At 69.0% G+C, this 23997-nt stretch carries 25 protein-coding genes and 1 pseudogene; 13 read left to right on the forward strand and 13 right to left on the reverse strand.

The annotated features are described in order from the left end of the window. Positions 1-194: pseudogene (locus ACFU5V_RS25765) on the reverse strand (hypothetical protein); the annotation flags it as partial. A 114-nt stretch (positions 195-308) separates the two neighbouring features. On the opposite strand from ACFU5V_RS25765, the gene ACFU5V_RS25770 reads away from it, so the two are divergent. Then, complete coding sequence (locus ACFU5V_RS25770) at positions 309-800, forward strand: metallophosphoesterase family protein (RefSeq protein ID WP_378702899.1); 492 nt, start codon at positions 309-311, stop codon at positions 798-800. Positions 801-873: 73 nt separating this feature from the next. On the opposite strand, the gene ACFU5V_RS25775 is transcribed toward ACFU5V_RS25770, so the two are convergent. From ACFU5V_RS25775 to pcaH, 6 genes are read right to left on the reverse strand one after another with little or no spacing between them, the layout of a single operon-like run. Further along, positions 874-2085 carry an acetyl-CoA C-acetyltransferase gene (locus ACFU5V_RS25775; RefSeq protein WP_378438780.1) on the reverse strand — a complete coding sequence of 404 codons (1212 nt, stop codon included), beginning with the start codon at positions 2083-2085 and terminating at the stop codon, positions 874-876. A gap of 36 nt (positions 2086-2121) precedes the next feature. Continuing rightward, positions 2122-2919, reverse strand: coding sequence for an IclR family transcriptional regulator (locus tag ACFU5V_RS25780; RefSeq protein ID WP_378702900.1), 798 nt, complete (start codon positions 2917-2919; stop codon positions 2122-2124). Beyond that, entirely contained in the window at positions 2916-4109 is a 1194-nt protein-coding gene (pcaD, locus tag ACFU5V_RS25785; RefSeq protein WP_378702901.1) for a 3-oxoadipate enol-lactonase, read from the reverse strand. The genes ACFU5V_RS25780 and pcaD overlap by 4 nt, the downstream gene beginning before the upstream one ends. Then, entirely contained in the window at positions 4106-5458 is a 1353-nt protein-coding gene (gene pcaB, locus ACFU5V_RS25790) for a 3-carboxy-cis,cis-muconate cycloisomerase (protein WP_378702902.1), read from the reverse strand. The genes pcaD and pcaB overlap by 4 nt, the downstream gene beginning before the upstream one ends. Positions 5459-5487: 29 nt before the next feature. Next, a complete protein-coding gene (pcaG, locus tag ACFU5V_RS25795) occupies positions 5488-6129 on the reverse strand; it encodes a protocatechuate 3,4-dioxygenase subunit alpha (RefSeq protein WP_378438772.1) in 642 nt (213 codons plus the stop codon). Further along, positions 6129-6842, reverse strand: a complete 714-nt coding sequence (pcaH, locus tag ACFU5V_RS25800) for a protocatechuate 3,4-dioxygenase subunit beta (RefSeq protein WP_378438770.1) — start codon at positions 6840-6842, stop codon at positions 6129-6131. Before pcaH ends, pcaG begins: the two co-directional genes overlap by 1 nt. A gap of 152 nt (positions 6843-6994) precedes the next feature. On the opposite strand from pcaH, the gene ACFU5V_RS25805 reads away from it, so the two are divergent. From ACFU5V_RS25805 to ACFU5V_RS25825, 5 genes are all read left to right on the forward strand, one after another. Next, positions 6995-7744: a CoA transferase subunit A gene (locus ACFU5V_RS25805; RefSeq protein WP_378702903.1), complete on the forward strand. Its 750-nt coding sequence runs from the start codon at positions 6995-6997 to the stop codon at positions 7742-7744. After that, positions 7741-8382: a 3-oxoacid CoA-transferase subunit B gene (locus tag ACFU5V_RS25810; RefSeq protein ID WP_072946559.1), complete on the forward strand. Its 642-nt coding sequence runs from the start codon at positions 7741-7743 to the stop codon at positions 8380-8382. The genes ACFU5V_RS25805 and ACFU5V_RS25810 overlap by 4 nt, the downstream gene beginning before the upstream one ends. A 49-nt stretch (positions 8383-8431) precedes the next feature. Continuing rightward, positions 8432-9055, forward strand: coding sequence for a GNAT family N-acetyltransferase (locus tag ACFU5V_RS25815; protein ID WP_378702904.1), 624 nt, complete (start codon positions 8432-8434; stop codon positions 9053-9055). Positions 9056-9117: 62 nt separating this feature from the next. Continuing rightward, entirely contained in the window at positions 9118-10125 is a 1008-nt protein-coding gene (locus ACFU5V_RS25820; RefSeq protein WP_378702905.1) for an iron-siderophore ABC transporter substrate-binding protein, read from the forward strand. Between the two features lie 48 nt (positions 10126-10173). Next, the gene (locus tag ACFU5V_RS25825) at positions 10174-12222 is read left to right on the forward strand and encodes a prolyl oligopeptidase family serine peptidase (protein ID WP_378702906.1); all 2049 of its coding nucleotides are present in this window, start codon (positions 10174-10176) and stop codon (positions 12220-12222) included. Between the two features lie 30 nt (positions 12223-12252). Here the strand turns inward: ACFU5V_RS25825 and ACFU5V_RS25830 are convergent, their stop codons facing one another. Beyond that, the gene (locus ACFU5V_RS25830) at positions 12253-12513 is read right to left on the reverse strand and encodes a WhiB family transcriptional regulator (protein ID WP_124391198.1); all 261 of its coding nucleotides are present in this window, start codon (positions 12511-12513) and stop codon (positions 12253-12255) included. A 64-nt stretch (positions 12514-12577) separates the two neighbouring features. Continuing rightward, a complete protein-coding gene (locus tag ACFU5V_RS25835) occupies positions 12578-13129 on the reverse strand; it encodes an HNH endonuclease (protein WP_378702907.1) in 552 nt (183 codons plus the stop codon). A gap of 415 nt (positions 13130-13544) precedes the next feature. On the opposite strand from ACFU5V_RS25835, the gene mihF reads away from it, so the two are divergent. Then, positions 13545-13856 (forward strand): integration host factor, actinobacterial type, encoded by a 312-nt coding sequence (gene mihF / locus ACFU5V_RS25840; protein ID WP_005248100.1) that lies wholly within the window; start codon positions 13545-13547, stop codon positions 13854-13856. 152 nt (positions 13857-14008) lie between these two features. Next, positions 14009-14476 (forward strand): SRPBCC family protein, encoded by a 468-nt coding sequence (locus tag ACFU5V_RS25845; protein WP_378702908.1) that lies wholly within the window; start codon positions 14009-14011, stop codon positions 14474-14476. Between the two features lie 116 nt (positions 14477-14592). Here ACFU5V_RS25845 and ACFU5V_RS25850 read toward each other — a convergent pair whose 3' ends face one another. The 4 genes from ACFU5V_RS25850 to ACFU5V_RS25865 are packed head-to-tail and all read right to left on the reverse strand — an operon-like array spanning position 14593 to position 17831. Next, the gene (locus ACFU5V_RS25850) at positions 14593-15870 is read right to left on the reverse strand and encodes a D-amino acid dehydrogenase (RefSeq protein ID WP_378702909.1); all 1278 of its coding nucleotides are present in this window, start codon (positions 15868-15870) and stop codon (positions 14593-14595) included. Beyond that, a complete protein-coding gene (locus ACFU5V_RS25855; RefSeq protein ID WP_378437200.1) occupies positions 15867-16277 on the reverse strand; it encodes a RidA family protein in 411 nt (136 codons plus the stop codon). Before ACFU5V_RS25855 ends, ACFU5V_RS25850 begins: the two co-directional genes overlap by 4 nt. Next, complete coding sequence (locus tag ACFU5V_RS25860; RefSeq protein ID WP_378702910.1) at positions 16270-16410, reverse strand: hypothetical protein; 141 nt, start codon at positions 16408-16410, stop codon at positions 16270-16272. Before ACFU5V_RS25860 ends, ACFU5V_RS25855 begins: the two co-directional genes overlap by 8 nt. Continuing rightward, a complete protein-coding gene (locus ACFU5V_RS25865) occupies positions 16407-17831 on the reverse strand; it encodes a sodium:solute symporter (protein WP_378702911.1) in 1425 nt (474 codons plus the stop codon). The genes ACFU5V_RS25860 and ACFU5V_RS25865 overlap by 4 nt, the downstream gene beginning before the upstream one ends. Positions 17832-17971: 140 nt before the next feature. Here ACFU5V_RS25865 and ACFU5V_RS25870 point away from each other — a divergent pair, with 140 nt between their 5' ends. From ACFU5V_RS25870 to ACFU5V_RS25890, 5 genes are all read left to right on the forward strand, one after another. Further along, the gene (locus ACFU5V_RS25870) at positions 17972-19132 is read left to right on the forward strand and encodes a CdaR family transcriptional regulator (protein ID WP_378702912.1); all 1161 of its coding nucleotides are present in this window, start codon (positions 17972-17974) and stop codon (positions 19130-19132) included. A gap of 137 nt (positions 19133-19269) precedes the next feature. Continuing rightward, entirely contained in the window at positions 19270-19422 is a 153-nt protein-coding gene (locus tag ACFU5V_RS25875) for a hypothetical protein (protein ID WP_009474026.1), read from the forward strand. Between the two features lie 56 nt (positions 19423-19478). After that, positions 19479-22154 carry a valine--tRNA ligase gene (locus tag ACFU5V_RS25880; protein ID WP_378702913.1) on the forward strand — a complete coding sequence of 892 codons (2676 nt, stop codon included), beginning with the start codon at positions 19479-19481 and terminating at the stop codon, positions 22152-22154. After that, positions 22151-23578, forward strand: a complete 1428-nt coding sequence (locus ACFU5V_RS25885) for a bifunctional folylpolyglutamate synthase/dihydrofolate synthase (protein WP_378702914.1) — start codon at positions 22151-22153, stop codon at positions 23576-23578. The genes ACFU5V_RS25880 and ACFU5V_RS25885 overlap by 4 nt, the downstream gene beginning before the upstream one ends. Continuing rightward, the gene (locus tag ACFU5V_RS25890; protein WP_378437213.1) at positions 23575-23985 is read left to right on the forward strand and encodes a DUF4233 domain-containing protein; all 411 of its coding nucleotides are present in this window, start codon (positions 23575-23577) and stop codon (positions 23983-23985) included. Before ACFU5V_RS25885 ends, ACFU5V_RS25890 begins: the two co-directional genes overlap by 4 nt. Positions 23986-23997: the final 12 nt, after the last annotated feature.

Genomic DNA, 23997 nt, shown 5'->3' on the forward strand with positions numbered 1-23997 from the left:
CCCGTGAATTCTCCCTCGTCACGGCTGCGCAGCCAACGCCGCACGGTGGCCCGGGTGAGGTTGTGCTCGCGCAGCAACCTGGTCCTGGCGCCCCGGGCGGTCGCAGCATCCCATTGGTGGATGAACTCGAGCCGAAAGGCAATCGGGAATTGCCTCCCGCCGGTCGGGGTGCGCCCGATCTCGATGTCGATCATGCATCACTCGCTTCCCCGCGCCCCTGCCACGATGTGTCTCACGACCACCCTGGCAACAAACGGAAAACGGGTGCGGATGCAGAGAAGGGGTGCGGATTCGCGCAGACTGTAAAGGTGAGGTTATTGCTGCTCGCCGACACTCATGTCCCGAAACGGGCGCGAGACCTGCCCGTCCGGGTGTGGGACGAGGTCGACCGCGCCGACGTGGTGATCCACGCCGGCGACTGGGTCGACCTGCCCACATTCGAGGCGCTGCGCTCACGCTCGGCGCGACTCGTGGCGTGCTGGGGCAACAACGACGGCGACGACCTGCGCGCCCTGATGCCGGAGCGGGCCGACGTGACCCTGGACGGTGTCCACATCACCGTCGTGCACGAGACCGGGGCCTCCGCGGGCAGGGAGAAACGGATGTCCGCCGCATACCCGGACACCGACGTCCTGATCTTCGGGCACAGCCACATTCCCTGGGACACCACCACCGAAACCGGGCTGCGACTGCTGAACCCGGGATCGCCGACGGACCGACGCCGTCAGCAGTACTGCACGTACATGACTGCCACCGTCCGCGACGGGGAACTCGGCGCCGTCGAGTTGCACCGGTTGTGACCGGCCCCGGACGCACATCGGCGAGCAGGCCCGGAGCCTGCTCGCCGATGTGCGTGCGCTGAAAGCCGCTGAATCAGACCCGCTCGAACACCGCGGCCAGACCCTGGCCGCCGCCGATGCACATCGTCTCCAGGCCGTAGCGGGACTCGCGACGGTCCATCTCCCGCAGCAGGGTGGCGAGAATGCGGCCGCCGGTGGCTCCGACCGGGTGGCCGAGCGAGATGCCGGACCCGTTGGGGTTGAGGCGTTCGTCGGTGGGGTCGAGGTCCCAGCTGCGGAGGACGGCGAGGGTCTGCGCGGCGAAGGCCTCGTTCAGTTCGATGACACCCAGGTCGGACAGCGACAGCCCGAGCTGACCGAGCGCCTTCTCCGTGGCGGGCACTGGGCCGATGCCCATGGTGCGCGGCGGGACGCCGGCCACCGCCCACGACGCCATCCGGGCGAGGGGCTTCAGTCCCAGTTCCTTCGCCTTCTCGGCGGTCGTGACGATGCACACGGCGGCGCCGTCGTTCTGGCCGCTGGCGTTGCCCGCGGTGACGGTGGACGCGGGGTCGATCTTGGAGCGGATGGCGCGGAGCTTCGACAGCGATTCCACGGTGGTGTCGGCGCGTGGGTGCTCGTCCTTGTCGACGACGAGCGGGTCCGACTTACGTTGCGGCACCGTCACTCCGACGATCTCCTCGGCGAAGCGACCCGACTCCTGCGCGGCGACGGCACGCTGGTGCGACTGCACGGCGAGCGCGTCCTGGTCTTCCCGGCTGATGTCGAATTCGGCGCGCAGGTTCTCGGCGGTCTCGATCATGCCGCCGGGCACCGGGAAGTTCGCGCCGCCGGCGGTGACGCGGGCGCGGGCGAGCCGGTCGGCGAGTTGCACCCCTTCGCCCTTGACGCCCCAGCGGATGTTCGGGTTGGTGTAGAACTCGGCCTGGCTCATGGATTCGGCGCCCCCGGCGAGCACGAGATCGTTGCCGCCGGACGCCACCTGCAGCACGGCGGTGATGACGGCTTGCAGACCGGATCCGCAGCGGCGATCGACCTGCATGCCCGGGACGTCGATGCCGAGTCCGGCGTCGAGGGCCGCGATCCGGCCGATGGCCGGGGCCTCGCCGCCCGGGGACGCCTGACCGAGGATGACGTCGTCGATCTGGCTGCCGTCGATGCCGGTGCGTTCGACGAGCGCCGTGATGACGGTGGCGGCGAGGCTCTGGGGAGTGATGTCCTTGAACACTCCACCGAACCGCCCGACCGGCGTCCGGAGGGGCTCGCAGATGACGACGTCACGCATGAAAAGGCCTTTCGTGAAGATTCCTCGGGCACAGCGTCAGCGGTTGACGGTGGCGAGGTCCTGTTCGATGTCGGTTGCGGTGACCCGCAGCGACGGGATGAGATCGGAATGCAGATCGTCGAGGCTGTACCGCGCGGCCGGGGTGGAGATGTTCACCGCGGCAACGGTGAGACCGGAGGCGCCCCGGATCGGTGCGGCCATCGACCGCAGGCCTGCCTCGAGTTCCTGGTCGAGAACACAGATGCCGTCCGCACGGACCGCGAGGATCGCGGCCTTCAGGTCGTCGCGGGCCGTGATCGTGCGCTCGGTGAGGCGCTGAATGTCGAGCTTCTCGAGGTACGCGTCGAGTTCGTCGTCCGGCAGTCCCGCCAGCAGGACCCGGCCCATCGACGTCGCGTACGCCGGCAGCCGGGTGCCGATGGTGATGCCTACCGTCATGATCCGGCTGACGGGCACACGGGCGACGTACACGATGTCGGCGCCGTCGAGGATCGACACCGACGACGACTCGTGGACCTTGTGGCTCAACTTCTCGAGGTGCGGCTGCGCGACCTCCGGAAGCGACAGACTCGACAGGTAGCTGTAACCGAGTTCGAGGACCCGCGGCGTGAGCCAGAATGCGGAACCGTCCGTGGCGACGTAGCCGAGTTCGACGAGGGTGAGCAGGAACCGGCGCGCGGTGGCGCGGGTCAGGTCGGTGGCGCGGGCGACGTCGCTGAGCGTGCGCCGCTGATTCTGGTGGTCGAAGCAGCGGATCACGGCCAGGCCCCGGGCCAGCGATTGCACGTAGTCGGGGGACGGGAGGATCTTCTCCGTCGGTTCGGTAGCTGTCATGTCTGCGAATCCTCCACTGTCGACTCGGCGGCCAGGTCGGCGAGGGCCTGCTTGCCGAGGGCGAACCCGAGATTGCTGTTGGGCACTCCCGCGTAGACGGCGGTGTGGAGGAGTACTTCGCCGATGGTGTCGGCGTCGACGCCCGCGCGGAGGGCGGCCCGGATGTGCATGTCGAGTTCGTGCTCGTTGCCGACCGCGGTGAGGATCGCGATCGTGAGCAGTCGGCGCAGTTCGTGGTCCAGCGCGGGACGCGACCAGATGTCGCCCCACGCGGTGCGGGTGATGAAATCCTGGAACGGTGCCGTGAAGTCGGTGGTCCCGGCGAAGGAGCGGTCCACGTGGGCGTCGCCGAGCACCGAGCGGCGCACGGTCATGCCCTGTGCGTGCGCGGCGCGTCGTCCGCGCGCGTACCCGCCGCCGGCGATGTGTTCGCGCAGCAGCGCCGTGACGGCACCCGCCTGCTCGAGGTTCGCGACGTGGGCGGCGGGGGAGAGCACCTCGAACCGGGCACCGGTGATGCCGTCCGCGAGGACCTGCATGACCGACGGCGGAGTGGACGGATCCTCCTCGCCCGCGATCACCAGTGTCGGTGCGCTGATCCGGGAGAGGTCGGCGGTGAAGTCCCAGTCGGCGAGGGCGTCGCAGCACGCGGCGTATCCCTCGGGCGACGTCGACGCGATCATGTCGCGGTAGTGCCGGACGAACTCCGGGTCCCGCTTGGCCAGGCCCTCACTGAACCAGCGTGCGACGACGGCATCGGCGAGCGACTCGGGGCCGTCGGCGCGGGACGCCGCGGCCCGCTCGATCCATCCCTGCGGTTCGCCGAACTTCGCGGCGGTGCACAGCAGCGACAGCGACAGCACCCGCCGCGGGGTGTGCGCGCCGAGCCACTGGGCGATCGCGCCGCCCATGGACAGTCCGACGAAATGGGCGGCGTCGACTCCGAGGGAGTCGAGCAGTGCGAGAACATCCTCGGACAGTTCGCGGACGGAGTACGGCCCGTCCGGTGCGGGCGACTCGCCGTGGCCCCGCTGATCGACGGCGACGACCCGGCATTCGTCGGACAGCGCCGCGATCTGCGGGTCCCACATGGACCGGTTGGAACCGAGCGATCCGAGCAGGACGACGACGGGGGCGTCGGCCGCGCCGCTGCGGGGTCCGGAGATTTCGTGTGCAAGTGCGACTGTCATCGCGTTCCTTCCCGGCCGCGGGCCACTGTCTCCAGTGCGCGGTCGACGATGTCGTGGGCGTGGCCGAGGTACCCGGCAGGGTCGAGCAGGGCGCGGATCTCGTCCGCGGGCAGGTAGTCGAGGAGCCCCGGATCCTCGTCGAGACGGTGCCCGCTCCTGCAGGCGGCGGTGACGAGGTCGCGCGCGTTGTCGGTGTGGGCGGACAGGGCTCCGGTGACCCGTTCCGCGAGGAGCAGGCCGCCGGTGATGTCGAGGTTGCGGGCCATCGCGTCGGAGTGGACGTTCAGTCCGCCGAGCGAGTCGGCGATCCGCGCGACGGCGCCACCGGTGAGGCGCAGCAGGTCCGTGACGGTTTCCCACTCGGCATGCCAGGGGCCGGCGGCGCGCTGCTGCTCGTGATCCATCGAGCCGAGGATCGTCGCGACGAGCCCCGAGGTGCGGCGGGCCGCGGCGCGGGCGGCGATCGCGGCCACCGGATTGCGTTTGTGCGGCATGGCCGAAGAACCGCCGGGCGATCCCTCGCTGACCTCGCCGACCTCGGTGGACGACAGGAACACGACGTCGGTGGCGATCTTCGACACCGCGCCCGCGGCCGTTCCGAGCGCCGACGCGAGCAGCGCGATGCGGGTGCGGTCGGTGTGCCAGGGCACGTCCTGGCGCGCGAGTCCGAGTTCGTCGGCGAGCACGTCGGCGACGTCGAGGCCGTGCGGGTAGAGCGCGGCGGACGTTCCGGCCGCGCCTCCCAATTGCACGGGAAGGCCGTCGAGTGCGTCGAACAGTGCGCGAGAAGCCCTGTGCAGTGCGGTCATCCACCCGGCGGCGAGCACGCCGAACGTGGTGGGCAGCGCTTGCTGGCCGAGGGTGCGGCCTGCGATCGGGGTGCCGCGCTGGGCTCGCGCGAGGGCCTCGGCGCACAGCACCGCCTCGTCGAGGGACGCCAGGACGTGCGCGCCCGACCGGCGGCACAGCAGCATCAGGGCCGTGTCGAGAATGTCCTGACTGGTGGCGCCCTTGTGCACGTGGCTTCCGGGCACCCCGGCCTCGGTGGCCGCGACCTCGCTGCGGAGCAGTGTCACCAGCGGGATCACCGGATTGCCACCCGCGGCCGACGCGTCGCCGAGGGCCCCGACGTTCACGGAGCCGTCGGCGACGATGCGCGCGAACACGGAGGAGATCGCGTCGGCGGACGCGGCGGGGATGACGCCGCACTTCGCCTCCGCCCGGGCCAGTGCCCCCTCGACCTCGACCATCGCGGTGACCCACGCCCGGTCGGAGAGCAGCGCCGACAACTCGCCGGCACCGAACGTCGGATCGAACAGGGCACCCCGGGAGGTCTCCGGAGAGTTCACACGCGACACCTTTCTGGGTTTGCGGCCGATTACAGGGCGAAGAACGGGGTTTCCCGTCCGTCCGTGTTCTGCACGTGGATCGTCAGGTGGTATCCGCGATCGGTCTTCTCCGCGATCAGCTTGGGGCGGTCGGCTTCCGGGACGGCGGCGAGCACGGGGTCCGACGCGTGGGCGTCCGTGTCCTCCGGGAAGTAGAGACGCGTGTAGAGGCGTTCGAGCATGCCGCGGGCGAACAGTCCGACGTTGATGTGCGGGGCCTCGACTGCGCCGTCCTCGGCGGGGAGGGTGCCCGGTTTGACGGTGTGCACCACGATCGTGCCGCTCTCGTCGGCGAACACGCGTGCCAGGCTGCGGAATCCGGCGGGGGTCGCCTCGGCGGCACCGCGCGGGTCGGCAGGACTGTCGAACCGTCCCGCGGCGTCGGCTTGCCAGGTTTCGATCATCGCGTCGCCGATGGGCTGACCGGCGCCGTCGATGACGTTGAAGGACACGGTGATTCGTCCGGGAGCATCCTCGGGGACGGCGTCGCCGCTGTTCTCCCACGTGGGGAACAGGCCGATGTGGACGTACGGTCCGACGGTCTGGGACGGGGTGACGCCGAACGGCACCTCGTCCTGGCTCCGGGCGAAGACCGGGTACCGCGGGGCGTCCGGGTTCTGGGTGTCGATCATCAGTGGCCTTCCGCATCTTCGAACGGGGTCGCGTCCTGGCCGCGCAGGACGATGTCGAACTTGAATCCGACGGCCCAGTTCTCCCGGGTCTGGTCGTAGTCGAACGTGCTGATCATCCGCTCGCGCGCCGCTTCGGGCACCGAGTTGTAGATCGGGTCCTGGAAGAAGAACGGATCGTCCGGGAAGTACATCTGCGTGACCAGGCGCTGGGTGAACGCCTGACCGAAGAGCGAGAAGTGGATGTGCGCGGGCCGCCACGCGTTGTGGTGGTTGCCCCACGGGTACGCGCCGGGCTTGATCGTCGTGAACTCGTAGTGGCCCTGCTTGTCGGTGAGGCAGCGCGCGACACCGTTGAAGTGGGGGTCGAGCGGCGCGGGCCAGGAATCGTTCTTGTGGCGGTAGCGGCCGCCGGCGTTGGCCTGCCACACCTCGATGAGGGTGTCGGGGATGGGCTTCCCGGCGCTGTCGAGGACGCGGCCGTGGACGATGATGCGCTGACCCTGGGCCTCGCCGCCGTTGGCGCGGGTCATGTCGTTCTCACCCTGGGTGACGTCGGCGTCGCCGAAGACTGGACCGGTGATCTCGCCGAGCCGCTGCGGGATCAGGATCAGGTCGTTCTTGGGGCTGCGCAGCCGAGTCGTCTTGTACTCGGGGAACAGCAGCGGGGCATTGGCTTCGTGCCCGGCTTGGTAGTGGGCTGGCAGATGCAGCATGGAAGAAGATCCTCACGTTCTCGATGTGAACAGTCGGCCGCTATTCGCACATAGTAGTCGCGTTCTGTGATGGGGCCAACAGGCGGGGCGCAATTTGTTCGCAATGTGGATGGGTGTTCACTACTCGAACATTTTGCGGTAGCCTGGGTCACATGGTCAACAAAGTCTTCGCAACGGCGGCCGAGGCCGTTGCCGACGTCCCCGACGGAGCGTCCCTCGCAGTGGGTGGCTTCGGCCTCGTCGGTATCCCCTCGGTCCTCGTCGACGCCCTCCTCGCACAGGGTGCGACCGACCTCGAGACGGTCAGCAACAACTGCGGCACCGACGGTTTCGGTCTGGGTCTGCTCCTCGAGCAGCACCGGATCCGGCGCACGATCAGCTCGTACGTCGGCGCCAACAAGGAATTCGCGCGGCAGTACCTCAGCGGCGAGCTGGAGGTCGAGCTCACCCCGCAGGGCACGCTGGCCGAACGCATGCGCGCCGGGGGAGCGGGCATCCCCGCCTTCTACACCCCCGCCGGTGTCGGAACGCAGGTCGCCGACGGCGGTCTGCCGATCCGCTACGACGGCAAGGGCGGCATCGCGGTCGCCAGCAAGCCCAAGGAGACCCGCGAGTTCGACGGAGAGTCCTTCGTCCTCGAACGCGCCATCCGCACCGACTTCGCGCTGGTCCACGCGTGGAAGGGCGACCGGCTCGGCAACCTCGTGTACCGGGAGACCGCCCGCAACTTCAACCCCGACGCCGCGGGCGCCGGTCGCATCACCATCGCGCAGGTCGAACACCTCGTCGAGCCCGGCGAGATCGACCCCGCCGAGGTGCACACCCCCGGCATCTTCGTCCAGCGTGTGGTCGAGGTCGGCAAGCAGGAAACGGGAATCGAGAACAGGACGGTGCGGGCATGAGCTGGACGCGTGACGAGATGGCGGCCCGGGTCGCAGCCGAACTCGAAGACGGACAGTACGTCAACCTCGGCATCGGCATGCCGACCCTGATCCCCGGTCACATCCCGGCGGGCAAGGACGTCATCCTGCACTCGGAGAACGGCATCCTCGGCGTCGGGCCGTACCCCACCGAGGACGAGGTCGACCCCGAGCTGATCAACGCGGGCAAGGAAACCATCACCGTGGTGGCCGGTGGGGCCTTCTTCTCCTCGTCCGACTCGTTCTCGATGATCCGCGGCGGCAGCGTCGACGTGGCCGTTCTCGGCGCGATGCAGGTCAGCAGTCACGGCGATCTGTCCAACTGGATGGTCCCCGGCGCCATGGTCAAGGGCATGGGCGGCGCGATGGACCTCGTCCACGGTGCGGGCAAGGTCATCGTGATGATGGACCACGTCACCAAGAAGGGTGAGCACAAGATCCTCGAGGAGTGCACGCTGCCGTACACCGGCAAGCGCTGCGTCCAGAAGATCGTCACCGACCTCGCCGTCATCGACGTCACCCCCGACGGCCTGCGGCTCGTCGAGACCGCGCCTGGTCACAGCGTCGAGGACGTCCAGGCGGCGACCGGCGCGAAACTTCTCGTCGACGCCACGGTCTAGACGCCCGTCGTTCCCGCGCGCAGCCCTCGTGGACCCGTACCCTCTGGGCATGGGTGTGAGCGTGCGGGCCGCGACCAAATCCGACATCCCCGAACTGGCGCGGGTCCTCGCCGACGCGTTCTTCGACGATCCCGTGATGGTGTGGATGTGGCCGGATCCCGAACGCAGGCGGCGCGGCCTGCCGAGGCTGTTCGGCGTGGAGATCCGCCACCACCATCTCGCCGGCGGAGGCGCCGAGGTCGCCCAGGACGGTGACGGCGTGATCCGCGGCGCCGCCATGTGGGATCCGCCGGGCGGCTGGAAGCAGTCGACGTGGTCGTCGCTCCTCAGCCTGCCCGGGCTGATCCGCGCGTTCGGTCCGCGCCTGGGCGTCGGCGCCGCGGTGAGCGGAACCGTCGAAGACGCGCACCCGGTGGATCCCGTGCACTGGTACCTGGCGACGATCGGGACGTCGAGCGCGGGGCGGGGTGGCGGCTACGGGACGGCGTTGTTGCGGTCGCGGCTCGACCGGTGTGACGCCGACGGCATCCCGGCGTACCTGGAGTCGAGCAAGAAGGACAACATTTCGTACTACCAGCGGTTCGGCTTCGACGTCACCGGTGAGATCCGGATCCCGGACGGCGGGCCGACACTGTGGGCGATGTGGCGGGATCCCGTCCGCGCGAACCCTTAGGCTAAGCTCGGCAAGCCTTACCTAAGTGGATCGAAATACCTGGTAGACGAGAGGGTCGCCGCATGATCGTGGGTCAACAGAGGATCGGCCTGAGCCGACGCGGATTCCTCGTGGGCACCGGGGGAGCGCTGCTCGCGTTCGCCGCGGCCTGCACCAGCTCCGACGGCGACGGCGACGGCAACGAGCCCGCCGGCCCCGTCGTCGCCCACAAGTACGGCGAGACCCAGGTGCCCGTCGACCCGCAGCGCATCGTCAGCGTCGGCTACAACGACCAGGACACGATCCTCGCGCTCGGCGGCCCCCTGGCAGGCACGTTCGACTGGTACGGCGACTACCCCTACGGCGTGTGGCCGTGGGCGCAGGACCTCCTCGGCGACGCGAAGCCGGAGATCGTCGGCACGGCGTCCACCAACATCGACTTCGAGAAGGTCGCGGCCGTCGCACCGGACCTGGTGGTCGGCACCTACTCCGGCCTCACCCAGGCCCAGTACGACAAGCTCAGCGCCATCGCGCCGACGGTCGCACAGCCCAAGGAGTTCGCCGACTACGGCGTCCCGTGGCAGGACCAGACGCGGATTCTCGGCGACGCACTCGGCAAGAAGGACAAGGCCGCCGAACTCGTGTCCGGTGTCGAGACGCAGTTCGCCGACGTCCGCGCCGCCAACCCCGCATTCGCGGGCAAGACCGTCCTCGTCGGTGCGCTCAAGGGACAAGGGCAGTTCGGCGTGTACGGCCCGGAGGACCCGAAGGTCCGCTTCTTCACCGAACTCGGTTTCGTGAACCCCCCTGTGACGGAACAGATCACCGGCAACTTCGCGGAGATCAGCACGGAGCAGCTGTCGCTGGCGAACGTCGACCTCCTCGTCTGGTACGCGGGCGGCGGCTACGGCGACAAGCTGCGCGCGGAACTCGACAAGACGCCGATCTACCAGGAACTCGACGTGGTCAAGGCCGGTCGCACGATCACGCTCGAGGACGCCGCCGCCGAGGCGATGGCGTGGAGTACCGTACTGAGCCTGCCGTACGCGCTGAACGAGATCCCGCCGCGGGTCGCGCCCCTGCTCGCCTGAGACGCGGATGTCCGACGGCGTGAGCCCGGTTCGTGATAACAACGACTCGTGACCGCCATTCCTGAACTCCACGCCGGAACTCCTTTCGACGACCTCGACGACTATCTGGCGCTCGGCCGCGTCGGCGGCCTCGCGCTGTCTGCGGACGGGCGACGGCTCGTCGTCGCGCAGTCGACGCTCGACGAGAAGTCGACGAAGTACGTCACCGCCCTGTGGGAGATCGATCCCACCGGCGAGTTCGCGGCGCGCCGGCTCACCCGGGGCCGCACCGGGGAGTCCAACGCGACGTTCACCAGCGACGGCGACCTGCTCTTCACATCCTCCCGGCCGACGCAGGACGAGGACGACCTTCCCGACGACCTGTGGCGACTGCCCGCGCGGGGCGGCGAGGCGGTGATCGTCGCGCGACGCGGCGGCGGCATCACCGGGGTCCGTGCCGCACGGTGCGCGCCGCGTTTCGTCGTGACCACGGGCGTTCTGGGGAGATCCGGCGAGTCCACCGACGACGAGCGGGTGCGCGCCGAGCGCAAGGAGAAGAAGGTCTCGGCGATCCTGCACACGGGCTACCCGATCCGCTACTGGGACCACGATCTCGGCCCCGACGTGCCGCACCTGCTGTCCGCCCCGCTGGACGCGCTCACGGAGAACGGGCAGGAGCCGCAGCTCACCGATCTCACGCCGATGCCGGGTCCGGCGCTACGGGAGGCGAATTACGCGCTGAGCGACGACGGCACGTTCGTCGTGACGTCGTGGACGGTTCCCGGCCCGCTGGCGTCGATCCGGAACATCCTCGTGCGTGTGGACACCGAGACGGGGGCGCGCACCGTCCTCGTCGACGACGGCGACGCCGACCTGTCGGACCCGGTGATCTCCCCGGACGGACGGCACGTCGTGTTCACGCGGGAATCGCACGCGACACCCGACTCGGCGCCGCGATTCACGCTGCACCGGTACAGCTTCGACACCGGCACCGTCACGGACGTGGCGCCCGGGTGGGACCGGTGGGCCACGTCCGTGGTCTGGTTGTCCGACGGCTCGGGTCTGCTCGTGACCGCCGACGACCGCGGGCGCGCACCGATCTTCCTCCTCCGCGACGGCGCGGACCCCATGCCGGTCACCACCGACGACTTCGCCTACACCGACCTGCAGGTCGCTCCGGACGGGTCCACGGTGTTCGCGCTGCGGGCGTCGTACGCGGCGCCGCCGCACCCGGTGCGCATCGACATCACCACCGGCGCCGTGTCGCTGCTGAAGGCGCCCGCGGACTTCCCCGAACTCCCGGGCACGCTGACGGAGGTCGAGACGGTCGCCGCGGACGGCGCGGTGGTGCGCGCATGGCTCGCGGTGCCGACCGGCGCCTCCGCGCACGCGCCGGTGCCGCTCGCGCTGTGGGTGCACGGCGGCCCCCTGGGTTCGTGGAACACCTGGTCGTGGCGGTGGAACCCGTGGCTGCTGGTGGCGCGGGGATACGCCGTGCTGCTGCCGGATCCGGCCCTGTCCACCGGCTACGGGCAGGAGTTCGTCGAACGGGGCTGGGGGAAGTGGGGGAAGGCGCCGTTCACCGACCTCATGTCGATCACCGACGCCGCGGTGGCCCTGCCCGAGATCGACGAGAAGCGCACCGCGGCGATGGGCGGATCGTTCGGCGGATACATGGCCAACTGGATCGCCGGGCACACCGACCGGTTCAAGGCGATCGTCACCCACGCGAGCCTGTGGGCGCTGGACCAGTTCGGCCCCACCACCGACGCCGCCTGGTACTGGCAGCGGGAGATGACCCCCGAGATGGCCGTGGAGAACTCACCGCACCTGTACGTCGCGGACATCGTGACGCCGATGCTGGTCATCCACGGCGACAAGGACTTTCGCGTCCCGATCGGCGACGGGCTGCGGCTGTGGTTCGAGCTGCTGTCCGAGTCGGGATTGCCCGCGGACGACGACGGGGTCACCGACCACCGCTTCCTCTACTTCCCCGACGAGAACCACTGGATCCTCACCCCGCAGAACGCGAAGGTCTGGTACCAGGTGGTGCTGTCGTTCCTCTCGGAGCACGTGCGGGGCGAGGACGTCGCGCTGCCCGAGATCCTGGGCACGTAACCGGTTCGCAGGGGCCGCGTCGAGGTGGTGTCACGCCCGCCTCTCGCGGCCCCGGTCGAATTCCTTGCCGCCCCACACCCCGGACTGAGCGGTCGCCCTGGCGAAGAGTTCACAGCGGATCCGCAGCGCGCAGTGCAGGCACACGTCGCGCGCGTACGCGAAATCCTCGGTCGGGAAGGGGAACCACCGGTCCGGCTCGGGGTCTTCGCGGCACGCCGCGTCGACCCACCCGGCGGGATCGTCGGAGACGGGCAGCAGTGTGGACAGAGTCGTGTCCAGGACGTCGGTCATCGGGAGATCTCCCCTTTCCGGGAGAAGTCGGTCGGTGGAGGCGGAATGCCCGGGGATCTCGCGGCTACACCGCCGCGAGATTCCGCCAGATCTGCCGTTGCGCCTTCTCGATGTGCCGCGGCGCCTTCGGCTCCCACAGGAGCGGCATTCCCGCCTCCTCGGGTGTGCGATCGGCCTTCCTCTGGTTGCAGGGGGCGCAGCACGCCACGAGGTTGGCCCACGTGTTCGGGCCGCCGCGGCTCCTCGGCAGCACGTGATCGATGGTCGTCGCGACGGGCTCGGCGCAGTAGCCGCAACGATTGCGGTCGCGCCGGAACACGCCCGCGAACGTCGCGCGACTGCTGTCGGTCACCAGCACGGAGTGCTGGACGTACACGTACCGCAGCAGGCGGATCGTCTGCGGCAGGGTGATCTCGACGTGCTGCGACCGGATCGGGAACGGCGGCTCTCGATCGGCGACCGTCTCGGCGGCGCCGACACTGATCAGCACCACCGCGCGTTCCGCGGGAATCTCACAGAGCGCCTCGAATGTCACGTTGAGGACCAGCACGGCGGCACGCGACCAGGTGCGGGCGTCGAGCGCGGTCGAGGGCGGGTTACGGGAGAGGTGCCTCACGGGTGTTCTCGGTTCTGTCGTCGGTTCGCGGCGGTGGAGGCACGCCGGGCGACGATCGTCGATTCGGGCGTGTCAGGCGGTCCGCTGGGGCTTCGCGGCGGGCATGATCCCGCGTTCGCCTTGCAGGCCGGCGAAGGAAGGGGCGTTGCCCGGGTCTGACGGGCGCAACGCGACCGCGTGGGCAGTGGGCCGTGCGCGCATCGCAACTTCCTTCCTCGAGTCGACGTGTGAACCGATCGGAACCCGTCGAGCATGGCACACCGCCGCACTCGTGTCCTGGCATTTTTCGTGCCGTGGGAGCCGCGAACAGGGGCCCGACGAATCGGACAGGACGCGCGACACGTCCGATGGATGCGGTGAAGTGGCCGTTCGATCGCTACGGTGTTCGATACGTACCCCGAATGAAGGAGACATCGTGGCACTTCCCCAGCTCACTGACGAACAGCGGGCAGCAGCTCTCGAGAAGGCCGCCGCCGCTCGTAAGGCACGCGCAGAGCTCAAAGACAAGCTCAAGTCCGGTGACATCACCCTCAAGCAGGTCCTTTCCAAGGCCGATGTCGACGACATCATCGGAAAGACCAAGGTCAGCGCCATCCTGGAAGCCCTGCCGAAGATCGGCAAGGTCAAGGCCCAGGAGATCATGGCCAACCTCGAGATCGCGCCGACCCGTCGCCTCCGTGGCCTCGGTGACCGTCAGCGCGACGCCCTGCTGGCTCACTTCAGCTGACACGTTTCCCGGGTGCCCGCCCCACGCCGTCCGGCGTCGGGGTGGGCACCCGGATGCGTTTCCCCTCATTCTTCCGATGGAGTGCAACCTGAGGGTTGCGCAAGGAACCGCCGATGTGCAACCGTGGGGTAGCACATTGTCGAGAGGTGAGGATGATCATGAGCGTTCCGGATGCGTCCCAGGACAGGATCGAGCGCGAGATCCAGATCGACGCCCCCATCGAGCGGGTGTTCCGGCTGGTGAGTGAACCCGGCTGGTTCATCGGCGACGGAGATCCCGGCAAGACCACCACCACACGCGAAGGCAACGTCTTCGTCGTGGAGTTCCCCCCGTACGGACGCTTCCCGATACTTCCCGTGAAGTCCGACGCACCCCACTACGTCTCGTTCCGCGGCGGAGACGATCCCGCGCAGCCCCTCGTCGAGGGCACGTCCACCCTGGTCGAATTCTTCCTGTCCGAGCGGGACGGCGGCACCCTCCTGCGCGTCGTCGAGTCCGGATTCGCCGCCCTGTACCCGAGCGCCGAGTGTCGCGCGTCCGCCCTCGAAGGCAACATCGAAGGCTGGGAGATTCAGCTCGCGTTCGCCAAGCGGGACGCCGAAAGCGGCCGGGGCGAATAGTCCGGCGACTGATGCGTCGACCTCGCCGACCGCAGTCGGGGGTTGCGGTCAGCGAGGTCGGTGTGCCGCCGGTTCCGGCGGGCACGCCCGGATAGTCGTCGGGCCCGCGTGATTCGTTACGCGTCCACTTTCCACTGATGGCGACGGGACGACATCGGGGAGTACGGACTCGGGTCGATGTCGGGTCGCCGTTCGTCCACGAGGTCCGCGAGGATGCGCGCCGAGCCACACGCCATGGTCCAGCCGACATGGCCGTGACCGGTGTTGAAGTACAGGTTGTCGTGGCGTCCCAGTCCGATGATCGGCGGGCCGTCAGGCGTCATCGGCCGCAGGCCGGTCCGGTATCGGGCCGTGTCCCAGTCGACGGCGCCGGGAAACAGTTCGTTCCCCGCGTTCACGATCCCCGCATAGTCGGCGGGGGAGTGACTCCGGTCGTACCCGACGAATTCCGCGGTCGCCGACATTCTCAATTCGTCCCCGAACCGCGACCAGGCGACGAGCGTCTTCTCGTCGATGCCGCCGACCACCGGCGCGCGCTCGGGGTCCTTGACGGTGGCGGTGAGCGTGTACCCCTTGGCCGGGTAGACCGGCAGGCGCAGGCCGACACTCCTCGCGACGAGAGCGCTCGCGGCCCCGGCAGCGAGGACGAACGCGTCCGCGCGAATCCTTCCCTGGTCGGTGACGGCGGACGTGATGGCCGCGCCGTCGGTCTCGAGGCCCGCGACGGACGTGCCCAGATGGAACCGGACCCCCAGCCGCCGGCATTCCTCGGCGAGTCCCACCGAGAATCGGTGCGGGTCGCCGGTGCCGTCGGTGCGGTCGTGGATCGCCCCGGCGAACGTGGCCGTCCCGTGCCGGAGGGCGGGCTCCGCGGCCGCGATCTCGTCGGGGCCCAGCACGTCCTGCAGCTGTCCGTGGTCGCGGAGCAGCTGCGAGTTCGCCTGCGCTCGTTCGAGTTCCGCTTCGTCCCGGTACAGGTACAGCACGCCGGAGTCCGTCCGGAGGTACTCCAGGTTCTCGCGGACGGCGAGTTCGTCCATCAGCTGCTGGCTGTACCGGGCCAGGCGCAGCTTCGCGAGAGTGTTCGACCGCGACCGGGAGGCCGTGCACTCGCGAAGGAAGCGCACACCCCACCGGGCGAGGTCGACGTCCGCCCGGGGCCGGACGCGGATCGAGGTCGACGCGCCGAGCAGCGATCGGATCAGCATGGTGGGAGCCGACGGCGACGCCCACGCGTACGAGTGGCCGGGGGCGATCAGCCCGGCGGTGCTCGCACTGGTGTCGGACGCGACTTCGCTGCGCCGGTCGTAGACGTGAACGTCGTGTCCGCGCTCGGCGAACGCGTGGGCGGTCGCGACCCCGACGACCCCTGCTCCGAGTACTGCCACCTTCATTCCGTGTCCTTCCCTTCGTTCGAGCGCCGGCCCGTGACGGCGATGGCCTGAATCTCGACGAGCAACCGCGGGTCCAGGAGATCTGCGACCACGGTCGCCCTGGCCGGGCGGTGCTCCGCGCCGAACCAGCGCATCCATTCCTCGTTGAAGCGGGCGGCGTCGCCGGCATTCGTGAGATACACCGTGGCCGAAGCGATGTCGTGCAGGGTGGCCCCGGCGGCGGCGAGAACCCGGCCGAGCCGGGTGAGCGAGTTGCGTGTCTGCTCCACCACGTCGGTTCCGGCCACGCGGCCGGCGTCGTCGAAGGAGACCTGGCCGGAGACGAACACGAGGTCGCCCACCCTGCGCGCCGACGGGTACGGGCTCGAGGCGGTGGTCACGCCGGGAACGTCCACGAGGTCACCCATGGTCGTGTCCGGTGTTGTCGCTGCCGCCGCGCAGCACCTCTTTGACGTAGAAGCGCCAGCCGAGGAAGCCGACCCACAGGGTGACGGTGACGACGGCGGCCGGCACGCCGTAATAGAGGAGGGCGGGGATCATGCGAATTCTCCTTCGGTGACGCGGACGGCAGGCTCCTGCCTGCGCGGATAACGGGACGAGGTGGCCACGGCGACCGTGACGAAGACGAGAAGGTTGGCGACGACGCCGGGAACCAGTCCGTCCAGTCCGAACGGTGCGTCCAGACCCCATTGCCACACCGCGGTGACGATCGCGCCCGCTGCGATCGCCGACAGTGCCGCGGGGGCGGACCGCACGCCGAACAGCACGGCGCCGAACAGTGGAACGATGACCGTCGGAGCCCACAGCGTGTAGCTGTAGAGCAGCGCGTCGACGATGGACGGAACGCTGAGGGCGAAGATGGTCGCCCCGGCGCCGACGACGACACTGGTGGCCCGCTCGATGGTGAGCCGCCGGGGCGGCGGCAGTTCGGTGGGGCTGAGTGGCTGGTAGATGTCCTTGGTGAGGACGACGGCGGTGGAATTGAGATACGAACTGGCCGTCGACATGACGACCGCCATCAGTGCCGCGACCACCAGGCCGAGAACACCGACCGGCATCAGGTTCATCACCACGGTCGGAAGCGCCTGATCGCTTTCGATGTCCGGGTACAGGACGAGTGCGATCAATCCGAGTGACGCCGAGGTGAAGAAAAAGAAGAACGAGAAGAATCCGGCCAGTGCATAGCCCTTACGGGCGTGCCGCGAGTCGGGGGTGGAGAACGTCCGCTGCGCGTATGGCGGGACCAGCGTCTCGCCGAGCAGCAGGGCGGCGAACAGCGTGAGGAACTGTGCGGGGGAGTAGTCGCCCATGAACGAAAGGTGCTCGGCGGGAACACTGTCCAGGAGCGCCGACGGTCCGCCGACGGCGTCGAGCCCGATGAGGAGCGCCACCGGCAGCAGCACCCCCAGGAAGACGAACTGCAACAGGTCCGTCTGGATGACCGCCCAGGCGCCGCCGAACGAGGAGTAGAGGATCACCACTCCCATGCCGATGATGACGGCGGGGACGGTGGGCACGTCGAGAGTGGCGTTGACGACGGTGCCGATGGCCAGGGCCTGGGCCCCGAGGATGCCGGCGCACAGGACCACGGACAGTACGCCGGTGACCAGTCGCGCCGGTCGGCCGTAGTGGGCCTCCATGATGTCGCCGAGGGTGTGGGCGCCGACGTAGTTCTTGAGTCTGGGCGCGACGAAATAGCCGACGAGCACCGTCTGCACGCCGAAGGCGCAGAACGCGAACATGTACACGTAGCCGTCGCGCATGGCGGCGCCTGCGACGCCGAGTGAGGCTCCGCCGCCGAGGAAGGCCGCGGCCAGGCTGCCGAAGAAGACCGGCCAGATGATTCGGTTGCCTGCCACCGCGAAATCGTCCGGGGACTTGACGCGTCGCATGGTCTGGACGCCGATCAGGACGAGTAGCAGGAAGTAGGCACCGAGAAGTATCCAGTCGAGGATTGCCATGTGAACTCCTAGTTGGGATGAACCCATCGTAGGAACGGCTGTGACCGTGGTCACTAGGCAAGTTGACCTTGATCTACACTGAAATCAGTCCGTGCTTGTGCGACATGCACAGTCAACCAGAAGGGCCGGGAGGGTCGTCCATGCTGAGTGAGGCTCTGGCGCAACAGATCGCGAACGAGATCACCGACGTCATCGGGTTCAACGTGCTCATCACGGACGCGTCCGGCACGGTGGTGGGCAGCGGGGACGAGCGTCGCATCGGTCAGTTCCACGAGGCGTCGATCGAGGTGATCCGCGCGCGGCGGATGATCGCGCACTCGGCCGCGGACGTCCGCGACCTCGTCGGCAGCCTGCCCGGCGTCACCATTCCACTGGTCATCGACGGTGAGGTGGTGGGCACGATCGGGCTGTCCGGCTCACCCGAGCAGGTGGAGCAGTTCGGACTGGTGGTCAAGAGGCAGACCGAGATCCTGATGCAGGAGGCCTCGCGGATCGGTACCCGGCTGACCTACGAGCGGGCGGCGGAAGAACTGCTCCGCGACATCTGCGACTGGCACCGGGCCACGTTCACCGAGGCTCAGATCCATAGGCGAGCAAAGGGTCTGGGCTACGACCTGCGGCTGCCCCGGGTCGTGGTCCTGATCAGCTACGACCGGCACACCGGCGACGACGCCGTCGACGGGCAGCCCGTGTCCCTCGAGGTTCTGCGCGCCGTGCAGGCCACCTTCGATTCCGCGACCGATCTGGTGGCACCGCTCGCCCGGCAGGTCATCGCCGTCACCACGGTGGTGAGCGCGCCGACACCGGCCGCGGATGCAGCCCTGGCGGATCGGTGCCGGAGGATCGTGACCCCGGTGCGCGAGCAGGGATGGGACACCCGGGTGGGCATCGGCTCGATCGCGCACGGGGTCGAGCAGCTCAATCTCTCGTCCCAGGACGCGTACGACGCGCTCCGGCTCGGCGCTGCCCTCGACCCACGTGCGCAGGTCCACGACATCGTCCGGTTCCGTCTCCACCAGGCCGTCTCGGTGATCCCGGCCGAAACCCGCGACCGGCTGTCGCGGGCCGTGCTCGGCGCGTTGACCGGCGACAACGACTGGCCGCACCTGCAGGACACCCTGATCGCGTGGGGGGAGTGCGGGTTCAACTCCAGCCGGGCGGCGAAGCGGCTGCACGTCCACCGCAACACCCTCGCCAACCGGCTCGACAAGATCGCCGGGCTCCTCGGCCGGCCGCTGGACGAACCGGGCCTGGGGATGACGCTGTACCTCGCGTGTGTGGTGGCGCAGCGGTCCGGCTGAGCCCGTTGCCGGTGCCGGTGGGAACACCACCGGCGCGCCGTCGCCGTGTCGCCGCCGATCGGCGGGGGTTTCGATGCATACTCGACATTCTCGAGTGGTTGCCGCATCGGATGCGGCAGACGAACCGGAGGAATCCCTTGAACGACCACCACGTGCAGCTCTTCTCCGAGCTGCACAGCACCGCAGGATCCCAGGCAGGCGGCGAAGACGCCGGCGAGGCGCTGCGTCCCGTCGACCCGGAGCACCGCACCGCCACCGAGGTGCACCGCGCGCTGTTCAGCGACCAGTAGCGGGGCCGCACGGTAGCCCCGTCGTGGGTCGTCGGTGCGTTCATTAGACTCGACGGGTGACCAGTGCAGCTCCAGAAAATCCCCAGAACCGTGCCGATGCCCTCCCGAAGAGCTGGGACCCCAGTTCTGTCGAGGACGATCTGTATCAGGGCTGGGTAGACGCCGGTTACTTCCGCGCGGACCCCCACAGCGAGAAGCCGGGATACTCCATCGTTCTGCCGCCGCCGAACGTGACCGGCAGCCTGCACATGGGTCACGCTCTCGACCACACGTTGATGGACGCACTGAGCCGCCGCAAGCGGATGCAGGGCTTCGAGGTGCTGTGGCTGCCGGGCATGGACCATGCGGGCATCGCGACGCAGACCGTGGTCGAGAAGCAGCTCGCCGTCGACGGCAAGACGAAGGAAGACTTCGGCCGCGAACTGTTCATCGACAAGGTGTGGGACTGGAAGCGGGAGTCCGGTGGCACCATCGGCGGCCAGATGCGCCGCATCGGCGACAGCGTCGACTGGAGCCGCGACCGCTTCACCATGGACGACGGGCTCTCCCGCGCCGTCCAGACCATCTTCAAGCGCATGTACGACGACGGTCTGATCTACCGGGCCGAGCGACTCGTCAACTGGTCGCCCGTGCTGCAGACCGCGATCTCCGACATCGAGGTGAAGTTCGAGGACGTCGAGGGTGAGCTGGTCTCCCTGCGGTACGGCTCCCTGAACGACGACGAACCGCACGTCGTGGTCGCCACCACCCGTGTCGAGACGATGCTCGGCGACACCGCCGTCGCCGTCCACCCCGACGACGAGCGCTACAAGCACCTGATCGGGACGACGCTCGAGCACCCCTTCACCGGCCGCGACATCCCGATCATCGCGGACGAGTACGTCGACCCCGAATTCGGCACCGGCGCCGTCAAGATCACCCCGGCGCACGACCCCAACGACTTCGAGATGGGCCTGCGGCACAACCTGCCGATGCCGACCATCATGGACAAGACCGGCAAGATCGCCGACACGGGAACGCAGTTCGACGGTCTCGACCGCTTCGAGGCGCGGGTCAAGGTGCGGGAGGCGCTCGCCGAGCAGGGTCGCGTGGTCGCGGAGAAGCGGCCCTACCTGCACAGCGTCGGGCATTCCGAGCGCACCGGCGAGTCCATCGAGCCGCGTCTGTCGCTGCAGTGGTGGGTGAAGGTCGAGTCCCTGGCGAAGGCGGCGGGTGACGCGGTCCGCAACGGTGACACCGTCATTCACCCGGCGAGTCAGGAACCGCGATGGTTCGCCTGGGTCGACGACATGCACGACTGGTGCATCTCGCGGCAGCTGTGGTGGGGTCACCGGATCCCGATCTGGTACGGCCCCGACGGCGAGGTCGCGTGCTTCGGACCGGACGAGACCGCGCCCGAGGGCTGGGTGCAGGACCCCGACGTCCTCGACACGTGGTTCTCCTCCGGGCTGTGGCCGTTCTCGACCATGGGCTGGCCCGAGAAGACGCCGGAGCTGGAGAAGTTCTATCCCACAAGCGTTCTCGTCACCGGTTACGACATCCTGTTCTTCTGGGTGGCGCGGATGATGATGTTCGGCACGTATGTGTCGGAGGACGACGCCGTCGTCGCAGGCAAGTCCGGACCGCAGATGCCGTTCCGGGACGTGTTCCTGCACGGCCTCGTTCGCGACCAGTTCGGCAAGAAGATGTCGAAGTCCCGGGGCAACGGCATCGACCCCCTCGACTGGGTCGACCGCTTCGGCGCCGACGCGCTCCGCTTCACGCTGGCCCGCGGCGCCAACCCCGGCAGCGACCTGTCCGTCGGCGAGGACCACGCGCAGTCGTCCCGGAACTTCGCGACCAAGCTGTTCAACGCGACCAAGTTCGCCCTCATGAACGGGGCCGCGCCCGCGCCGCTGCCCGCCCGCGGCGAGCTGACCGACGCGGACCGGTGGATCCTCGACCGCCTCGACCGGGTGCGCGGCGACGTCGACGCAGCGTTCGACCGGTACGAGTTCAGCAAGGCGTGCGAGGCGCTGTTCCACTTCGCGTGGGACGAGGTCTGCGACTGGTACCTCGAGTTGGCGAAGGTGCAGTTCGCGGAGAACGACACGGTCGCGGCGACCACGCGGGCGGTGCTCGGCAACGTCCTCGACGCGCTGCTGCGCCTGCTCCACCCCGTCATCCCGTTCGTCACGGAGACCCTGTGGAAGGCGCTCACCGAGAACGAGTCGATCGTCGTGGCGCAGTGGCCGCAGTCGAGCGGGGCCGCGGCGGATGTGGTTGCGGCGCAGCGTGTCGAGGACATGCAGCGCCTGGTGACCGAGGTGCGCCGGTTCCGCAGCGATCAGGGACTCAAGCCGTCGCAGCGGGTGCCCGCACGGATCAGCGGGATCGCCGAGGCCGATCTGGGCACGCAGCTCGCCGCGGTCACGTCGCTGGCCCGGCTGACGGACCCGGAGGACGGGTTCGCCGCGTCGGCCTCGGTGGAGGTGCGCCTGAGCAAGGCCACCGTCACGGTCGACCTCGACACGTCCGGCAACGTCGACCTCGGCGCCGAGAAGGCGCGGCTCGAGAAGGACCTCGCGGCCGCGCAGAAGGAACTCGCCGGAACCACCGCGAAACTGTCCAACGAGGCGTTCCTGGCCAAGGCCCCCGACGCCGTCAAGGACAAGATCCGGACGCGTCAGCAGATCGCGACAGAAGAAATCGACCGCATCACCAAGCGATTGAAGGAGCTGGAAGGCGCGTGAGCTCGCCCGACTTCACGCCGGAGGAAGTCAGCCCCGTCGACCTCGCGGAGTTGACGCTGGTCGAGGCGGAACTCGACAAGCGGTGGCCCGAGACGAAGATCGAGCCGTCGCTGAGCCGGATCGCGGCGCTGATGGACATCCTCGGGTCACCGCAGCACGGGTACCCGGCGGTCCACGTCACCGGCACCAACGGCAAGACGTCGGTGACGCGGATGATCGACGCACTGCTCACCGCACTGCACCGGCGCACGGGCCGCACCACCAGCCCGCACCTGCAGCTCGCCACCGAGCGGATCAGCATCGACGGACGCCCGGTGTCGCCGCGCCGCTACGTCGACACGTACCGGGAGATCGAACCGTACGTGCAGATGATCGACCAGCAGTCGCAGGCGGCGGGCGGCCCGGCGATGAGCAAGTTCGAGGTGCTCACCGCGATGGCGTACGCCGCGTTCGCGGAGGCGCCCGTCGACGTCGCCGTCGTCGAGGTGGGCCTCGGCGGGCGTTGGGACGCAACGAATGTCATCGACGGGCAGATCGCGGTGATCACCCCGATCAGCCTCGACCACGCGGAGTATCTCGGCGACGACCTCGCCGGGATCGCGCGGGAGAAGGCCGGCATCATCAAGAAGGGCCGCGAGGACGCGCTCGTGCCCCGCGACACGGTTGCCATCCTCGCCGAACAGACGCCGGAAGTGATGGACGTGCTGCTCCGCCGTGCCGTCGAGGTGGATGCCGCGGTCGCGCGGGAGGGCTCCGAATTCACGGTGCTCGCCCGGCAGATCGCCGTCGGCGGCCAGCAACTCGAACTGCAGGGCCTCGGCGGCGTCTACACCGACATCTTCCTGCCCCTGCACGGGGAGCATCAGGCGCGCAACGCGTCGCTCGCGCTCGCGGCCGTCGAGGCGTTCTTCGGTGCCGGCCCGGAACGGCAGCTCGACCAGGACGCGATCCGGGCGGGGTTCGCCTCGGTCGTCAATCCCGGCCGGCTCGAACGCGTGCGCAGCGCCCCGACCGTCTTCCTCGACGCCGCGCACAATCCGGACGGCGCCCGCGCGCTCGCCGCCGCGCTGACCGCCGAATTCGACTTCCGCAAGCTCGTCGGCGTCGTCAGCGTGATGGGGGACAAGGATGTCGACGGCATCCTCACGGCACTGGAACCGGTGTTCGACGAGCTCGTGGTGACCCACAACGGTTCGGCGCGGGCCATGGACGTCGAAGACCTCGCCAACCTCGCGGTCGCGAAGTTCGGCGACGAACGCGTCGTGGTGGCGCCGACCCTCGCGGACGCACTGGAAACGGCCATCGGACTGGCCGAGGAGGTCGCCGAGCCCGGTGAGGCAGTATCGGGGGCGGGCGTCGTGGTCACCGGATCAGTGGTGACCGCCGGTGCGGCCCGCACCCTCTTCGGAAAGGACCCAGCGTGAGCGAGCAGGACCCCCGTGCTTCGGAACCGGAGTTCGGCCCGCCGACCAGGGACCCGTGGAAGGGCTTCCGCGGCGTGGTCGCGGGATCTCTGATCCTGGAAGCGATCGTGGTGCTCCTCGCCCTGCCGGTCGTCGCGACGGTCGGCGGCGGACTCACCTGGTGGTCGGGAACGTACCTGGTGGGGCTGGCGGTGCTCATGATCCTGGGGGCGGGTCTGCAGGGCCGTCCGTGGGCCATGAAGTACAACCTGTTGTTGCAGGTGGGGCTCCTGCTCGGGTTCTTCGTCCACGTGTCGATCGGTGCGGTCGGGGTGGTGTTCGCCATCCTGTGGGGCTACCTCCTCTACTTCCGCCGGAATGTGCGTCAGCGAATGGAGCGGGGCCTGCTGCCGGGGCAGCGCGGCTGACCATTTAGGCTG

Origin of the sequence: Rhodococcus sp. NPDC057529 (assembly GCF_042802055.1) — a bacterium.
Taxonomy (GTDB): domain Bacteria; phylum Actinomycetota; class Actinomycetes; order Mycobacteriales; family Mycobacteriaceae; genus Rhodococcus_F.

What these genes read in the sequence shown, in the direction of transcription:
- ACFU5V_RS25805 (WP_378702903.1), top strand. Translation starts at nt 6,995, where the DNA reads ATGGTCAACAAAGTCTTCGCAACGGCGGCCGAGGCCGTTGCCGACGTC.
- pcaD (WP_378702901.1), bottom strand. Translation starts at nt 4,109, where the DNA reads ATGACAGTCGCACTTGCACACGAAATCTCCGGACCCCGCAGCGGCGCG.
- ACFU5V_RS25780 (WP_378702900.1), bottom strand. Translation starts at nt 2,919, where the DNA reads ATGACAGCTACCGAACCGACGGAGAAGATCCTCCCGTCCCCCGACTAC.
- ACFU5V_RS25820 (WP_378702905.1), top strand. Translation starts at nt 9,118, where the DNA reads ATGATCGTGGGTCAACAGAGGATCGGCCTGAGCCGACGCGGATTCCTC.
- ACFU5V_RS25830 (WP_124391198.1), bottom strand. Translation starts at nt 12,513, where the DNA reads ATGACCGACGTCCTGGACACGACTCTGTCCACACTGCTGCCCGTCTCC.
- ACFU5V_RS25860 (WP_378702910.1), bottom strand. Translation starts at nt 16,410, where the DNA reads ATGATCCCCGCCCTCCTCTATTACGGCGTGCCGGCCGCCGTCGTCACC.
- pcaG (WP_378438772.1), bottom strand. Translation starts at nt 6,129, where the DNA reads ATGATCGACACCCAGAACCCGGACGCCCCGCGGTACCCGGTCTTCGCC.
- ACFU5V_RS25850 (WP_378702909.1), bottom strand. Translation starts at nt 15,870, where the DNA reads ATGAAGGTGGCAGTACTCGGAGCAGGGGTCGTCGGGGTCGCGACCGCC.
- pcaH (WP_378438770.1), bottom strand. Translation starts at nt 6,842, where the DNA reads ATGCTGCATCTGCCAGCCCACTACCAAGCCGGGCACGAAGCCAATGCC.
- ACFU5V_RS25775 (WP_378438780.1), bottom strand. Translation starts at nt 2,085, where the DNA reads ATGCGTGACGTCGTCATCTGCGAGCCCCTCCGGACGCCGGTCGGGCGG.
- ACFU5V_RS25855 (WP_378437200.1), bottom strand. Translation starts at nt 16,277, where the DNA reads ATGGGTGACCTCGTGGACGTTCCCGGCGTGACCACCGCCTCGAGCCCG.
- ACFU5V_RS25810 (WP_072946559.1), top strand. Translation starts at nt 7,741, where the DNA reads ATGAGCTGGACGCGTGACGAGATGGCGGCCCGGGTCGCAGCCGAACTC.
- ACFU5V_RS25845 (WP_378702908.1), top strand. Translation starts at nt 14,009, where the DNA reads ATGATCATGAGCGTTCCGGATGCGTCCCAGGACAGGATCGAGCGCGAG.
- ACFU5V_RS25815 (WP_378702904.1), top strand. Translation starts at nt 8,432, where the DNA reads ATGGGTGTGAGCGTGCGGGCCGCGACCAAATCCGACATCCCCGAACTG.
- ACFU5V_RS25865 (WP_378702911.1), bottom strand. Translation starts at nt 17,831, where the DNA reads ATGGCAATCCTCGACTGGATACTTCTCGGTGCCTACTTCCTGCTACTC.
- ACFU5V_RS25870 (WP_378702912.1), top strand. Translation starts at nt 17,972, where the DNA reads ATGCTGAGTGAGGCTCTGGCGCAACAGATCGCGAACGAGATCACCGAC.